The organism is Pseudomonas sp. HS6 (assembly GCF_023375815.1).
In the GTDB taxonomy this organism is placed as follows: domain Bacteria; phylum Pseudomonadota; class Gammaproteobacteria; order Pseudomonadales; family Pseudomonadaceae; genus Aquipseudomonas.
In genome coordinates this window covers 2,737,664-2,752,906 of sequence record NZ_CP067412.1, presented here as the reverse complement: position 1 = coordinate 2,752,906, position 15,243 = coordinate 2,737,664, and the positions used below count along the sequence as shown (strand labels likewise).

Below are 15,243 nucleotides of genomic sequence, written 5' to 3'. Positions count from 1 at the left end.
TTTCTTTTGCTTTCTTTGCTTTCTTTGTCCTGCCCTATCACGCATCAGCGCCAAACGCTGCCCTGGCAAAATCCACGAAGCTTCGCAGCTTGGGCGTCAGCCGAGGGTCCGGTGCATACAGAAGATTCATCGGGGAGACCGGAACGTTGTAGTCCGGCAGAAGCCCGACCAGCGTTCCACTTCTCAGCGCATCCTTGACCAGCTCCAACGGCAACAGCACGACCCCCAGCCCAGCCCAGCCACCGCCGCTGACAGCAACGGGTCGGCCTGATTGATCGTCAATCTGCTTTTAATCGGCACGTCGATGCAACCGTCCGGCCCTTCGAGGCGAATGTGAGAGCGACCGTCCGAATAGGCAAACGCCAGGCATTCATGCTCCTGCAGATCCAGCGGCGTCGAGATGGGTGGCCGTCTGGCCAGATAGGCAGGCGCCGCGCACAGCACCATTTGATAAGGCTTCAAAGGCAATGCCTTCAGGCCGCTGTCGGACAGCTCACCGATTCGAAACACCACGTCATACCCGCCCTCCACCAGATCAACGAGTTCGTTGGACAGGGTCAGATCCACCGACACCTGCGGATACCTGACCATGTACTCCAGCAGCCGAGGCGACAGCGTGCTGACGCCAAAGGTGACCGGCGCGTTGATTCTGAGCCGGCCGCTGGGTACGCCTCGGGTCATCGCGGCCATTTCTTCCGCGGCGTCCATATCGGCCAGGATCAGCTTCGCCCGTTGATAGAACGTGCGGCCGAAATCGGTGAGGCTCTGTTTGCGGGTCGTGCGATTGAGCAGCGAGACGCCCAGATGCTGCTCAAGCATCTTGACCTGTTTGCCCACCAGTTGCGGGGACAGATTGAGCTCATCCGCCACTGCACTGAAGGAGCCAAGCTCCACCGCTTTGACGAAGACGGCCATCAAGGTGAGGCGATCCATTGGAAACCCTGTGTTTCTAGTGTTGCGCTATCGTAGGTCTTTATCTGGCGCAGGCCAAAGCCTAAATTGACGGCCATGGCAACGCCGCGCACGACTGCAACAAGCGCAATTTCACTCGAATTCCGGCCGGTCACACCGGCCTCATTGATCACAGAAGAGGTAAACATGGCACGCATTGTCAGGATTCATGAATACGGCGACGCAAGCGTTTTGAAACTGGAATCGGTCGATGTGCCGGCTCCGGCATCCGGCGAGGTGCAAATCGAGGTCAAAGCCTTCGGATTGAATCGTGCCGAGGTCATGTTCCGCAATCATGCTTATTTGCAGGAAGCGCAGTTTCCCAGCCGTCTGGGCTATGAAGCGGCTGGTGTGGTGGCTGCCGTCGGCGCCGGTGTCAGCGAGTTCAAGGTCGGCGATACCGTCAGCCTGATTCCGCCGCTGGACATCGCCAAATGGGGCACCTACGGCGAGCTGGCCAACGTGCCCGCCGAGCTGACGGTTAAACACCCGTCGAACCTGTCCTTCGAACAGGCCGCCGCTTCCTGGATGCAATACGTTACCGCGTGGGGCGCGCTCGTCGAACAAGCCAAACTGACGAAGAATGATTTTGTGCTGATCACTGCCGCTTCCAGCAGCGTCGGCCTGGCGGCCTTCCAGATTGCCCGAATGGTCGGTGCGACTTCGATTGCCGTGACCCGCACCCGAGCCAAGAAACAGGCCTTGCTGGACGCCGGCGCCGCGCATGTCATCGTCAGCGATGAAGAGGATATCGTCGCCGCCGTCATGGCCCTGACCGATGGCCAGGGCGCACGCGTGGTGTTCGATCCGATCGGCGGCCCCGCTTTCGAACAGCTCACCCAGAGCATGGCCAGGGGCGGTATTCTGCTTGAGTACGGCGCCTTGAGCTCCGAGCCCACGCCGTTCCCATTGTTCACCGTGCTGGGCAAATGCCTGACCCTCAAGGGCTACCTGTACGCGGAAGTCGTCGCGGATCCTGCCGCTCTGGCCCGAGCCAAGGCGTTTATCAGCGACGGCCTCGCATCCGGCGCGCTGCAACCGATCATCGCGAAGACGTTCGCCCTCGAAGACATTCAAGACGCGCATCGCTTTCTTGAAGCCAACCAGCAGGTCGGCAAGATTGTCGTGACCGTTTAAGGATATGATCCGGGAAACCAGGCCTCAATGGACCGATGTCTATGCCCGTTTCCCGGATTCGCCCTTCACCGGCTCCCCTGCTGAAACCCGGCGAGACAGTGGTGTTGTTCGATGGCGTCTGCAAGTTGTGCAATGGCTGGGCGAAGTTCCTGATTCGCCATGACCGCCATCAGCGAGTCCGGCTGGCAGCGGTGCAGTCTCCCGAAGGGCAGGCGCTGCTCGCCTGGGCAGATTTACCCCTCGATCAGTTCGACACCATGGCGGTCATCCGCGGCCGACACTATTGGGAACGCTCCGACGCCTTTTTCGAAGTCGTTGCCCAGTTGCCCGCCCGCTGGCGTCCATTGCAGTGCTTGCGCATTTTTCCGCGCGGGCTTCGGAACTGGGCCTACGATCGTATTGCACTGAATCGCTATCGGCTGTTTGGACAATATGACACCTGTCTTCTGCCTGATCCCGATCATGAGCAACGTTTTCTGAAGGCTTCGTTACAGCAACAGCCCTAGCACCTGCACGGGCGTCATCTTCGTCACCATCATCAAGACGATCACGAACATCCCCAGAAAACCGGCCACCCCCATCCAGAACCATTTCCGGTACACCGACCGATATTCATCCTCAAGCCGTCCTCCGGTCTCGATCGCACTCGAAGCCATCATGTACAGGCGCTTCTGAAGCACCAGCACCGGCAGCCAGAGCGATCCCACGCAAAGAAAGATGATCAACGACGTCAGCACCCACTCTGTGGTCAGCGGAAGGCCGACCAGCTTGATCAGCCCATAGCCCGATGCGATCTGAATGAAGCCTGCCGGGGTGGTGATCCAGGCGTCGAAGCGCACGACCATTCTCGCCACATGAGCAATCACCTGAGGGTTGGCGGTGCGGCTGGCGGCGATCAGGTAAAGGTAGGAACCCATGCCGAATCCGAACAGGAAAACCGCGGCGATCACATGAATGTACTTGAGGCACAGGTAAAGCATGGTCAGCGCTGCTCGTCAGAGAATTGCACAGACAGGCTGAGGTTTTCAGGGTCGTTGATCGCGGCCATGTATTCGTCGACGGTGATTTCGCCGACGCAGGGCCGGGCGCCGGATTCAGGCACATAGCCCTGGGCCATTTTGGCGGCCAGGGCAACAGCGGCGCAGCTCGGTATTTCCGGGCCCTTGTCATTCCACGCCGTCAGCTGAGCGGTCATGGACAGCGGTTGTCCTTCAACCCCGCTGCCTTGCACGTCGATGTACATCGCGCTTTTGCCGTCGCCGAGTCGCTCGAACCAGGTGCCCAGGCGATGCAGTCGCGCGGCCCAGGGCGCATGGTCGCGAATCAGCCCCGTCTTCTGGGCCTGGGCGAACAATGCATTGGCGACACCGCCGAGCTTGAGCCCGGCACCGGCCTTGAAGCTCAGTGTCCGGGCGCCATAACGACCGGCGAAAATGTCCATGTCCGGCACGTCGACGTTAGCCAGCAAGCGAGTGCCCAAGTGCGGCATCTTGCGCAGTGTCAGATCCTGCCAGCCCGGCACCTCGTGAACCCGGCCATCCTTGAGTTGCCTGATCGGTTTGCCCGCGTAGGCAAGCACACCCTCGACCGTAGAAAGCCCCGGCATCTTCGCGGAAGAGGAAATGCCATGCTCGATCGAGTCGATGCGCTGAAAGCGATACCGCTGCTGATCGATGATGGCTGACGATAGCGTCGGCACCGAACTGCAACCACTGAGAATCGCCACGCCCGCCTCTTTCGCGCGCGCATCGAGTACAGCGATACCGTTGACGAAGGTTCGGCAGTCGGACAGGTCGCAATAGTTCACACCGGCCTCGATGCAACTCTCGGCCACCGCATAGGACTGCCCCTGAAACGGGCCGCCGGTGTGGATGACCAGCTCAATCCCCATCGTACTCAATGCGGATTGGAACCCCGGCCCCATGGCATCGCCGCACCAACTTGCGCACGTTTTGCCTGACGCGGCTTGCAACGCCTCGACCTTGCGCTGCAACTTGTGCGGATCGCGACCCGAGATCGCCAGATCAACATCATGCATCGACGCCAGATGCCGGCAGACGATGCTACCGAAGTTTCCATACCCACCGACCACCAACACCTTGAACGCCATTCAACGCTTCCCTAACGATTCGATCGTACAGCCAACTTGCCCGAGACAGGATTCGCGGGAGCTTCCCCGATATCGGCGGGTCAGGCAAGTCGGGAACGAATGCCGATGCAAAATGCCCGGCGGCAAACGGCACCGCTCTCAAACCGGTCTACGCTCCACCCACCACACCTCTGGAGTCACCGTGATGATCCGCGCCTTGCTGACCGCTTCCTTGCTGGTGGCCCTGAGTGTTCCGGCCCATGCTGACGTAAAACCGTTCCCCGCGTCGTTCCGCACGCAAGACATTGCCGTGGACGGCGCGAAGATCCACACGCGCATCGGCGGCAAAGGCCCTGCGGTGGTGCTGTTGCATGGTTTTGGTGATACCGGGGACATGTGGGTGCCACTCGCCACCGATCTGGCGAAGGATCACACCGTGGTGATCCCTGATCTGCGCGGCATGGGGTTGTCGTCGATTCCCGACGGTGGCTACGACAAGAAGACCCAGGCGGGAGACATCCGCGCAGTACTGGCTTCGCTGGGCATTGAGCATTCGGTCGTCATCGGTCACGACATCGGCACCATGGTCGCGTTCGCCTATGCCTCGCGGTATCCACAACAGACCGATCGCCTGGTGGTGATGGATGCGCCGGTTCCGGGCATTGCGCCGTGGAACGACATCGTGCGCTCGCCGATGCTCTGGCACTTCGATTTTGGCGGCGCGGACATGGAGCGGCTGGTCGCCGGCCGTGAGCGCATTTATCTCGATCGGTTCTGGAACGAGTTCGCCGGCGACCCGAAAAAAGTCGACGAAGCCACCCGCCAGCATTACGCCAGACTCTACGCCCGCCCCGGCGCGATGCACGCGGCCTTCGCTCAATTCCGCGCGATTCGCCAGGACGCTGTGGACAACGAAGCGTCGTCAAAGAGCAAACTGACGATGCCGGTCCTCGCCGTCGGCGGTGAAAAGTCCTTCGGCAACAACGAAGCCATCGTGATGCGCAACGCCGCCGATAACGTCACCGAAGTGGTGATCGCCGGCGCGGGTCATTGGCTGATGGAAGAAGCGCCGGTGGAAACCACACAGGCGATTCGCAGCTTTATAACCCGCTGAGGCTGGAGGCGGACGCTGCCTCTCAGGCAGCCTGCCGGCGCATGGTCAGAATGGCGGCGCCGAAGCCGATAAACGTCGACCCCACCACCCGGCTGACCCAGCGCGAAAACGCCGGTCGGGTCAACACGCCCTTGGCCCGGGAGGCGAGCGCGGCGTATAGCGTCAGGGACGTCACCGACAGCGCCATGAAAATCGACGTCAGGATCAGGAACTGTGGCAGCAGCGTCGCGCTCTGGTCGATGAATTGCGGAAACAGCGCGGTGAAAAACATCGTCGCCTTGGGATTGGTCACGGCCGTCAGGAATGCCGACTTGTAAAGTTTCAGGCGCGTGGGCCGGGCTTTCTTCGAATCGTCCTGAGGACTGTCCTGAAGCATCGCGTCCTTTTTGAACAGTTGCTTGATCCCGAGATAGAACAGATAACCGGCGCCAATGATCTTCACCGCGTTGAACAGCATTTCGGAACTGGCGAGCAATGCCCCGAGCCCGAGCATCGCGGCAGCTGAAAGGCAGAACAGACCACTGGCATTGCCGAGCGACGACCAGATCGCGCTGCGCTGACCATGGGCCAGGCTGTTGTTGATCGCCATCAGCGTCGCGGGGCCTGGGCTTGCGATGGCAATAGCGGCGACCAGGGTAAAAGCCAGAATCGAGTGAGAATCCATTTTCCATGCTCGTTGGAGTGAGAGGCTGAATGGTACAGGAGCCGCTACCAATGATAATAAATCTGTCCCCATTGAATGCTCTCGCTCTACGTCCACTTTAAAAATGGGGACAGATTTATTTTTTATAATAAATTTGTCCCCTTTGAGTGAGTCCAAATCTGACGCTTGTCACGATCAGCAATCCCCACAAGCTGACACACCTACCCCCACTGCGGCTCGTCATACTCCGGCAATTCGATAGCATCTGCCTTCGGCGAAAGGAGCTTCCCGAACAGACGCTTGAACCCCGGCGCACTCGCCAGTCTCAATACAGCGTGACCAAGGGCGATGCCAAGGCGCGAATGCGGCGATGCCAGTCGGGGGGCAAACCCAGGCACGCTTTGGGCTTGGGCGACAAATGGCCGCATCAGTTTTTCGTAGGCCGCGAACGCCTCGGCGTGGTCAGCGTGGCGTCCCAGTTCACCGGCCAGCACATAGGCGCCGCACAGCCCCAGGCTGGTGCCCATGCCGCTGATGGGCGATGCGCAATAAGCCGCGTCCCCGACCAGCGCGATGCGCCCCCTGGACCAACGGGGCATCTTCACCTGCCCCACCGCGTCCAGATACAGGTCGGTGGCATCCTCCAGCGCAGCCAGCACGCGAGGTGTCTCCCAACCGGCGTCGGCGAATATTTGCCTGAGCAAGGACTTCTGTTCGTCCTGCGCGAGTTTTTCGTATCCACACGGTGCCTGCTGAAAAGACAAAAAGGCGCGGGTGGTGCCCAGATTGTCAGGCCGCAAACAGACACAGCGACCACCAGGAATATTGTGCCAGCGCATGACCTGGCCATCGCTTGGCTGTCGAGGCACGGTGAAATAAGCCGTATACAAATTGAGGGGACGACGCTGGACCTCGTTGCCGAACACCCGGTTGCGGGTCGTCGAACCAATCCCTTCAGCCACGATCACCAGATCGTAAACCTGCTTGCCACCCTGTTCGAAACGCACGTGAACCTGCTCGCCATCGTCTTCCATGGCTTCAACACTATCGCCGAATCGGTACAGGACACGGTCCTGGCTGTGCTGGATCAATAATTTGGCGAGTTCACCCCGCAGAATCTCAAGCTCAGCTATCGGCCCCTTCCCATCGAATGCATCGACACCCAGAAACGCCTTGGTCCGGTTGTTCTGGTCAACGAAGGCGATGCCCTGTTCCTGGGTCGTGTTCGCCCGAATCAAATCTTCCAGACCCATGCGCCGGACGACCTCACGCCCGGCGCCCCGCACGTCAATGGTCTGTCCGCCATCGCGAAACGCAGGCGCCCTCTCCACCACCGTGACGTCCATGCCTTGTCGGGACAGCCAATACGCCAGCGCAGGTCCGGCGATGCTTGCACCAGTCACCAGTACTTTTTTGGGGTTCATCATGCGTCCTGACTTTCAGACGTGGCCACAGCGCTGCCCGGCAACGTGGTGCGGTAGACCTCGATCACTTGACCAAGGAATGTTTCAACCACTGCGCGATCCTTGCCGTCGAGTGCTGCGAGTACGGCGCTCAGGCCATTGAGCATTGGCGCAATATGCCGATACGCCTGCGCCACCGAATCAGGAACCGGACACACCAACACCCGGCGCTTGTCATTGAGCTGCCGCTCGCGGACCACATGCCCCGCGCGTTCCAGCCGATCGATGACCAGCGTGATGCCGGCGGTGGTCACTGAAAGGCGCGTCGCAAGTTCAGTCGGCGGAAGAGGCCCGTCAGTGATCAAGTGCTCAAGCGCCGCCACGTCCGTCTGATTGATGCCCAGCACCGCGCCCAGATGGCTGGCAGACTTGCGCGTCAGGATGGCGATCTGTTGCAACTGTTGGCCGACAACATCACTGGCGATCTGCAGGTTGCGGGGGTCTTCGGCTGGATTTGGCGGTGATGAAGGTGACGTCATGTGCAGGATCGGTCCGGGCTGGTCGTGAAGAGGACGCGAAACTAACATATAGCTAACTTGCTTAGCTACCTTTCTGGAATTCGGTTAAAAAAGGGAACAGATCTACTTTTCAGATAGCAGACCTGTTCCCTTCGCTTTCGTACTGAAAGCTACTGAACCTCAGCCGCGCTTCGGAAGCTTCCAGTTCGGGCGGATGAAGTGGCAGGTGTAGCCATTCGGAATACGCTCCAGATAATCCTGGTGCTCCGGCTCCGCCTCCCAGAACGGCCCGGCCGGTTCGATTTCAGTCACCACTCGTCCAGGCCATAGGCGTGAGGCCTCGACATCGGCGGCGGTGTCTTCAGCGACGTCACGTTGCTGGTCATTCAGGTAATAGATCGCTGAACGATAGCTGGGGCCAAGGTCATTGCCCTGACGGTTGGGCGTGGTCGGGTCGTGAATCTGAAAGAAGAACTCAAGGATCTGCCGATAGCTGATAACGGCCGGATCGAAGACGATTTCGATGGCTTCGGCGTGATTGCCATGATTGCGATAAGTGGCATTCGGCACATCGCCACCGGTGTAACCGACGCGCGTTTGCAGGACGCCGGGATAGCGCCGCAACAGATCTTGCATGCCCCAGAAGCAGCCGCCGGCGAGGATGGCAGTTTCGGTTTGGCTGGTCATGGTCTGTCCTTCCCCTCGGGGATGTTGGAGGTAACCCTTGTTATAAGGGCACACTGGCCAATTCCAAGCCCCTTATTGGGGACAGATTTATTTTAAAAATAAATCTGTCCCCAATAAAAAGACTACTTCGGCATCAGCACCGTATCCACTACATGAATCACGCCATTGGACTGCATCACGTCCGCAATGGTGATCGCAGCCTTCCCGCCTTTGGCGTCCACCACCCACAACTTGCCGTCGTGCAGCATGACGGTCAGGGATTCGCCCTGAACGGTTTTGAGCATGACTTTGCCGCCGTGCATTTTGGCGTCATCCATCAGCTGTTTTGCCGTGTGAGTGCCAGCAACCACGTGATAGGTGAGGATCGTAGTCAGATCGGCCTTGTGCTCCGGTTTGACCAGCGTATCGACAGTACCAGCGGGCAATTTGGCGAACGCTTCATTGGTAGGCGCGAAGACCGTGAACGGCCCCTTGCTGTTGAGGGTGTCGACCAGCCCGGCCGCCTTGACCGCTGCAACGAGGGTCGTGTGGTCCTTCGAGTTGACGGCGTTTTCAACGATGGTCTTGTTCGGGTACATGGCCGCACCGCCTACCATCACAGTATCGGCGGCAAAAATCGATCCCGTACCGAAGCAGAGCAGCGTGAAGCAGGCGATGGCAATGCGTTTGATGAGCGAGTGCATGGTGTGTCTCCTGAATTCTTCGACCCTTCGAATGAGGGTGATGAATTTACGGAGCAGGCGGGCAATCGGATGCAAAAGGGGACAGATTTATTTTAAAAATAAATCTGTCCCCATTAAAAAACTCAGGAAAACGCCGATGCGATGAAAGCCTCCAGCGTCTGCTCTTCGAGGATCTCGATAGAGAAATGCCCGAAGCGCTTGGGCAGCCAGATGATGCGTGTCCCGGACGGTGATTGCAGGTTGGCGCGTTCCAGTGGCTGGCCGTTTTCGTCTTCGGGCTGCACGCCGGCGATCACCAGTTCGTCGTAGGCCTTCTCGATGTCCGGTGTCGAATAGCAGTGGCGATAGATCATCCCCTCCCCCGACGCGTCCAGCAGTTCCTTGAGGTTGCCCGCCAACGGCTGGACCAGCATGAAACGCTCCTGCCCGATCAGCGCAACCGCGTAGCGAACGTGCAGACCACCCCGTTCCCAGACGAGGGTTCTGGAGATTCTGGCTTTCAGAATCTGCGCATAGTAGGCGCAGGCTTCTTCGAGGTTATTGACCAGTACATCGACATGACTGAACTTCAAATCCATTGCATCGCTCCCTCTGACAGGCGTCCATCTTAAAAACAAAAAAGCACCCGAAGGTGCTTTTTTGTTGTCAGCGCTGTCAGCGAACCGAAGCCGTCACATTGGCCCGGGCCGCGTGCAGTTTCTTGTAGCTGTCGATCAGGCGCAGATGGCGGTCGAGTCCTTCCAGCTTCATGCTGGTCGGCGTCAAGCCGTAGAAGCGTACGCTGCCGTCCACCGAGCCGATCGCGGCGTCCATCCGTTCGTTGCCGAACATGCGGCGGAAGTTGGCTTCGTAGTCGGCCAGCTCCAGATCTTCGTCCAGTTGCATCTCCAGCACCCCGTTGACGGCCTGATAGAACAGCCCCCGCTCGACGGTGTTGTCGTTGTACTGGAGGAACATTTCCACTGCTTCCTTAGCCTCCTCGATTTGTCCCAGGGCGAGCCAGATCAGCAGTTTCAGTTCCAGAATCGTCAGTTGCCCCCACACGGTGTTGTCATCGAACTCGATGCCGATCAGCGTGGTGATGTCGGTGTAGTCATCCAGCTCGCTTTCGACCAGACGCTCGACCAGCGACTGGAGTTCTTCTTCGTTCAAGCGATGCAGGTTGAGGATGTCTTCGCGGAAGAACAGCGCCTTGTTGGTGTTGTCCCAGATCAGGTCGTCCACCGGGTAGATTTCCGAGTAGTCCGGCACCAGGATGCGGCAAGCGGTTGCACCGATGTGCTCGTAGACCGCCATGTACGATTCCTTGCCCATGCCCTTGAGGATGCCGAACAGGGTTTCGGCTTCCTCGACGTTGGAGTTTTCACCCTGGCCGGTGAAGTCCCATTCCACGAACTCGTATTCCGCCTGGGCGCTGAAGAAGCGCCACGACACCACACCGCTGGAGTCGATGAAGTGCTCGACGAAGTTGTTCGGTTCGGTGACCGCCTGACCTTCGAAGGTTGGCTGCGGCAGATCGTTCAGGCCTTCGAAACTGCGGCCTTGCAGCAACTCGGTCAGGCTGCGCTCCAGCGCCACTTCGAAGCTCGGGTGCGCGCCGAACGAAGCGAACACACCGCCGGTACGCGGGTTCATCAGCGTGACGCACATCACCGGGAATTCGCCGCCCAGCGACGCATCCTTCACCAGCACCGGGAAGCCCTGGGCTTCCAGGCCCTGAATACCGGCCATGATCGCCGGGTACTTGGCCAACACTTCCTGCGGCACGTCCGGCAGGGCGAATTCGCCTTCGATGATTTCGCGCTTCACCGCACGTTCGAAAATTTCCGACAGGCACTGCACCTGGGCTTCGGCCAGGGTGTTGCCGGCGCTCATGCCGTTGCTCAGGTACAGGTTTTCGATCAGGTTCGACGGGAAGTACACCACCTCGCCGTCCGACTGACGAACGAACGGCAGCGAAACGATACCGCGCTGTTCATTGCCGGAGTTGGTGTCGATCAGGTGCGAACCACGCAGTTCGCCGTCGCGGTTGTAGATCTTCAGGCAGTACGGGTCGAGGATTTCGCTCGGCAGCTCGTCATTGCTGCCCGGCTTGAACCAGCGCTCGTCCGGGTAATGCACGAACGGCGCATTGGCGAGGTCCAGACCCCAGAACTGATCGTTGTAGAAGAAGTTGCAGTTCAGCCGCTCGATGAACTCGCCCAGCGCCGACGCCAGCGCGCCTTCCTTGGTCGAGCCCTTGCCGTTGGTGAAGCACATCGGCGAGTGCGCGTCGCGGATGTGCAGCGACCACACGTTGGGCACGATGTTGCGCCACGAGGCGATTTCGATCTTCATGCCGAGGTCGGCGAGGATGCCCGACATGTTGGCGATGGTCTGCTCCAGCGGCAGGTCCTTGCCCGGAATGTAGGTGCTCGCGCTGGCGTTCGCGCCTGGCATCAGCAGTGCCTGGGCGTCGGCGTCGAGGTTTTCCACTTCCTCGATCACGAACTCAGGGCCGGCCTGCACCACTTTTTTCACGGTGCAGCGGTCGATGGAACGCAGGATGCCCTGGCGGTCCTTGTCGGAGATGTCTGCCGGCAACTCGACCTGAATCTTGAAGATCTGGTTGTAGCGGTTCTCCGGGTCAACGATGTTGTTCTGCGACAGGCGGATGTTATCGGTCGGGATATTGCGGGTTTCGCAATACAGCTTCACGAAGTAAGCCGCACACAGCGCCGACGAGGCCAGGAAGTAGTCGAACGGACCCGGTGCCGAGCCGTCGCCCTTGTAGCGGATCGGTTGGTCGGCCACCACCGTGAAGTCGTCGAACTTGGCTTCAAGTCGAAGGTTGTCGAGAAAGTTGACCTTGATTTCCATGGGGGACTACCAGAATAGCGAGCTGAACAGAATGGCCGCCATTATCCGGTTTTTCAGCGGGAAGTCTCGTGCTTTGGCGCATTGGCCGCTGACCGGAGCACCGGTTCAGGTCGAGACGTTGCGCTGCGCCATCTCGTCGACGATGGCGTCGATCACGCAGCGGGCGGTTGGTGACTGGCTTCTGTTGGGCAGGCTGACGACGCCGATTTCGGAATGCAGCCCGGGTCTGTCCACGACCTGCAGTTCGATCAGGTTACCGATGCGTAGGTCTTCAGCCACGGCGCCGTGAATCACGCCGAGGATGGTATCGGTCGAACAGGCCACCGTTCTGAGCAACGCCACATCGTCGCACTCAAGCGCAAGCGGCAAGGCCTGGCGAGTGGAAATGCCCAGGGTATGCGCAGTCTCTTCCTTCACCACGGCCGGCAGGCGCGTCGTTGCGATACCGTACTTTTCCAGGTCTCTCATCGTCACCGCGCGCCCGGCCAACGGGTGTTGTGGCCGGACGAAGAACCCCGCCGAGGCCTGACCCAGCGAGCGGATCAGCAGATCGGTGTCGGCCGAGAAGTTGCGAATGTCCGCGACGAAAAACTCGATCGCTTCATCCCGCAAACGGGCTTCAAGAATCTGCCAGTTGTTGATTTCTACCCGCAGGGTGACTTCCGGATATTCCCGACGCAACCGAGGCACCACCTGATGCATCAACATCGCCGCCGGAAACGGACCGACGCCGAACGCGAGGTTGCCGAGCCGGCCATCGCCGTAAAGTGCCAGATCACGCTCCAGCGAGCGTGCATCGAACAGCAGACGCCGGGCCCGCTCGATCAGGAACTCCCCGGCCGGCGTCGGGCGAACGTCGCCGGTGTCCCGGTCAAACAGACGCTGACCCGTTTCGCTTTCCAGCGCCTGAATGCTGCGGCTCAAGGCCGGTTGGCTGAGGTGCACGCGTTCGGCGGCGCGGCCGAAATGGCGTTCATCGGCCAGCGCCAGAAGATGTGTCAGTCGTTTGAGGTCCATGTCGCCGATGCTAGCCACGCATTGTCTGGATGTAAACAATGCATTGGATACATCACCCTCCTCTCCCTACTCTCTGCTGATTGATCATCGGAGAACAACAAGAATGAGATCGACCTGCCACACACTCATCGCGCTGGCGCTGGTATCCCTCGCCGGTTGTGACAAACCACCGAGCGTTGCCAATGGCGAAGCAACGCCAGCTACCGCAGCGGTGATCGAAGCCTCGGTCAAGGGCCTGGACCTCAATGACACGCGGGACATGGAAGACGCCCAACGCGGCCTCATCGCCCGGCCGACAGGCCAGATCCTCGGTTCCGACGGTTCTGTGCTGATCGATTTCGATGCGTTCCGATTTGTCGAAGGCAAGGCCCCCGCGACGGTCAACCCGAGCCTGTGGCGCCATGCGATGCTCAACGCCCAGATCGGTTTGTTCAAAGTCACCGACGGCATCTACCAGTTGCGCGGTTTCGACATCGCCAACATGACGCTGATCGAAGGCCAGACCGGGTGGATCGTGGTCGATCCGCTGACTTCAAAAGAAACCGCCGCCGCAGCCCTGGCATTCGCCCGCGCACAACTGGGCGACAAACCCGTGACCGCCATCATCTTCACCCATGACCACGCCGACCACTTCGGCGGTGTGCTGGGCATTACCTCGGTCGCGGAAGTGACTGAACGCAAGATTCCCGTAGTGGCCCCTGTCGGTTTCATGGAAGAAGCCACCAGCGAAAACGTGTTGGCCGGGCCGGCGATGTCTCGCCGTTCGATGTATCAGTTCGGCAAGAACCTGGCGCCGGGCGCAACCGGCATGGTGGATACCGGGCTGGGCAAAAACGTCGCCTACGGCAGCATCGGCATTCTGCCGCCGACGCAGATCATCGATCAGCCGACGCAGGAACTGGTCATCGACGGCGTGACCTTCGTGTTCCACAACATTCCAGGCGCAGAGGCGCCGGCCGAACTGACCTTTTCCATCCCCGAACGCAAGGCCTACGGCGGCGCCGAGCTGCTGGCGCAGACCATGCACAATCTTTTGCCGATCCGTGGCGCCAAGGTGCGCGACGCATTGCTTTGGTCTGACTACGCCCAGATCGCTCTCGATGAACTGGGCGACACCGAAGTCTATTTCGGCCAGCACAACTGGCCGATCTGGGGCAATGAGCGGATCCGCGAGTTCATCACCAAACACCGCGACGTCTACAAGTACATGCACGATCAGACCGTACGGCTGATGAACGCGGGCTACACGCCCAACGAAATCGCCGAGAAGATCCAGCTACCTGACTCGCTGGCCTCGTACTTCGGCACCCGCGGCTATTACGGCGACGTGCGACACAACGTCAAAGCGATCTACCAGATGTACCTCGGCGCCTATGACGGCAACCCGGCGCATCTGAATCCGCTCCCCCCCAGGGAGTCCGCCAGACGCTACGTCGAGATGATGGGCGGCAACGCCAAAGTGATCGAAGCCGCGCGCGTGGCCTATGACAAAGGCGAATATCGTTGGGTGGCCGAGCTGTTGGATCAAGCCGTCCTTGATCAGCCCAACGATAAGGCAGCCAAGGAACTGCTGGCCCAGACTTACGAACAATTAGGCTACCAGTCGGAATCCGCGACCTGGCGCAACAGCTACCTGACCGCCGCCCAGGAACTGCGCAACGGCCCGCCGGCCAAAGGCGTGAGACGTTCGGACCTGATCGAACTGATGCAGCAGACGCCCACCGAACGCTTCCTCGAAGCCATGGCTGCGAGCCTCGACGGGCCGGCGGCGGACGGCAAGAACTGGACCTTCAACCTGCAACTGACCGATACCCGCGAATCCTTCGTGCTTTGGATCGAGAACGCCGTGCTGCACTACCGAAAAGACCCGCCGGCAGCGAATGCCAACGCAACACTGACTGTCACCAAAGACTTGTTCGTCCAACTACTGGGCGGCACGGCGGGGTTCAAGGATGCCCTCACCTCAAAAGACTTGAAAGTCGATGGCAGCACGGTCGATCTGGTGAGATTCCTCGGATTGCTGGAGAAAGCACCGGGCAACTTTGCGATCGTCGCCCAGTCGCGCGATTGATTCGTGCACGGTCGTTCGGATGTAATGCCTGAAGAGGTCAAACCCTGAGCAAGTCCGGCTAGGTATCTGTA

Annotated in this window: 15 protein-coding genes and 1 pseudogene; 4 read left to right on the top strand and 12 right to left on the bottom strand. The window is 59.7% G+C overall.

The features are described from left to right. Positions 1-37: 37 nt before the first annotated feature. Both JJN09_RS12450 and JJN09_RS12445 read right to left on the bottom strand, forming a co-directional pair. A pseudogene (locus JJN09_RS12450) lies at positions 38-933 on the bottom strand (LysR family transcriptional regulator). Further along, on the bottom strand, positions 915-1,109 hold the full coding sequence (locus JJN09_RS12445) for a hypothetical protein (protein WP_249490398.1): 195 nt from the start codon (positions 1,107-1,109) through the stop codon (positions 915-917). The pseudogene JJN09_RS12450 and the gene JJN09_RS12445 overlap by 19 nt, the downstream one beginning before the upstream one ends. On the opposite strand from JJN09_RS12445, the gene JJN09_RS12440 reads away from it, so the two are divergent. Both JJN09_RS12440 and JJN09_RS12435 read left to right on the top strand, forming a co-directional pair. Continuing rightward, the gene (locus tag JJN09_RS12440; protein ID WP_249490397.1) at positions 1,099-2,088 is read left to right on the top strand and encodes a zinc-dependent alcohol dehydrogenase family protein; all 990 of its coding nucleotides are present in this window, start codon (positions 1,099-1,101) and stop codon (positions 2,086-2,088) included. The genes JJN09_RS12445 and JJN09_RS12440 overlap by 11 nt on opposite strands. Positions 2,089-2,129: 41 nt before the next feature. Beyond that, positions 2,130-2,594 carry a thiol-disulfide oxidoreductase DCC family protein gene (locus JJN09_RS12435; RefSeq protein ID WP_249490396.1) on the top strand — a complete coding sequence of 155 codons (465 nt, stop codon included), beginning with the start codon at positions 2,130-2,132 and terminating at the stop codon, positions 2,592-2,594. Here JJN09_RS12435 and JJN09_RS12430 read toward each other — a convergent pair. Both JJN09_RS12430 and JJN09_RS12425 read right to left on the bottom strand, forming a co-directional pair. After that, a complete protein-coding gene (locus JJN09_RS12430) occupies positions 2,577-3,068 on the bottom strand; it encodes a DUF2269 domain-containing protein (protein WP_249490395.1) in 492 nt (163 codons plus the stop codon). The two genes, JJN09_RS12435 and JJN09_RS12430, sit on opposite strands and share 18 nt — an antisense overlap. 2 nt (positions 3,069-3,070) lie before the next feature. Continuing rightward, positions 3,071-4,198, bottom strand: coding sequence for a saccharopine dehydrogenase family protein (locus tag JJN09_RS12425; protein ID WP_249490394.1), 1,128 nt, complete (start codon positions 4,196-4,198; stop codon positions 3,071-3,073). A gap of 184 nt (positions 4,199-4,382) precedes the next feature. Between JJN09_RS12425 and JJN09_RS12420 the strand changes: the two genes are divergently transcribed. Further along, positions 4,383-5,291 carry an alpha/beta fold hydrolase gene (locus JJN09_RS12420; protein ID WP_249490393.1) on the top strand — a complete coding sequence of 303 codons (909 nt, stop codon included), beginning with the start codon at positions 4,383-4,385 and terminating at the stop codon, positions 5,289-5,291. 22 nt (positions 5,292-5,313) lie between these two features. Here the strand turns inward: JJN09_RS12420 and JJN09_RS12415 are convergent, their stop codons facing one another. The 8 genes from JJN09_RS12415 to JJN09_RS12380 form a co-directional block, all read right to left on the bottom strand. Next, positions 5,314-5,955, bottom strand: a complete 642-nt coding sequence (locus tag JJN09_RS12415) for a LysE family translocator (protein ID WP_249490392.1) — start codon at positions 5,953-5,955, stop codon at positions 5,314-5,316. Positions 5,956-6,155: 200 nt separating this feature from the next. Beyond that, positions 6,156-7,358, bottom strand: a complete 1,203-nt coding sequence (locus tag JJN09_RS12410) for an FAD-dependent monooxygenase (RefSeq protein WP_249490391.1) — start codon at positions 7,356-7,358, stop codon at positions 6,156-6,158. Further along, a complete protein-coding gene (locus tag JJN09_RS12405; protein ID WP_249490390.1) occupies positions 7,358-7,876 on the bottom strand; it encodes a MarR family winged helix-turn-helix transcriptional regulator in 519 nt (172 codons plus the stop codon). The genes JJN09_RS12410 and JJN09_RS12405 overlap by 1 nt, the downstream gene beginning before the upstream one ends. A 159-nt stretch (positions 7,877-8,035) precedes the next feature. Continuing rightward, positions 8,036-8,542 (bottom strand): peptide-methionine (S)-S-oxide reductase MsrA, encoded by a 507-nt coding sequence (msrA, locus tag JJN09_RS12400; protein ID WP_249490389.1) that lies wholly within the window; start codon positions 8,540-8,542, stop codon positions 8,036-8,038. A 122-nt stretch (positions 8,543-8,664) separates the two neighbouring features. Continuing rightward, positions 8,665-9,225 (bottom strand): fasciclin domain-containing protein, encoded by a 561-nt coding sequence (locus JJN09_RS12395; protein ID WP_249490388.1) that lies wholly within the window; start codon positions 9,223-9,225, stop codon positions 8,665-8,667. Positions 9,226-9,347: 122 nt separating this feature from the next. Then, positions 9,348-9,803: a VOC family protein gene (locus JJN09_RS12390; RefSeq protein ID WP_249490387.1), complete on the bottom strand. Its 456-nt coding sequence runs from the start codon at positions 9,801-9,803 to the stop codon at positions 9,348-9,350. Positions 9,804-9,879: 76 nt separating this feature from the next. Beyond that, entirely contained in the window at positions 9,880-12,084 is a 2,205-nt protein-coding gene (locus tag JJN09_RS12385) for an OsmC domain/YcaO domain-containing protein (RefSeq protein ID WP_249490386.1), read from the bottom strand. A 105-nt stretch (positions 12,085-12,189) separates the two neighbouring features. Next, positions 12,190-13,119, bottom strand: coding sequence for a LysR family transcriptional regulator (locus JJN09_RS12380; protein ID WP_249490385.1), 930 nt, complete (start codon positions 13,117-13,119; stop codon positions 12,190-12,192). An 85-nt stretch (positions 13,120-13,204) separates the two neighbouring features. On the opposite strand from JJN09_RS12380, the gene JJN09_RS12375 reads away from it, so the two are divergent. Continuing rightward, a complete protein-coding gene (locus JJN09_RS12375) occupies positions 13,205-15,172 on the top strand; it encodes an alkyl/aryl-sulfatase (protein WP_249490384.1) in 1,968 nt (655 codons plus the stop codon). Positions 15,173-15,243 lie beyond the last annotated feature (71 nt).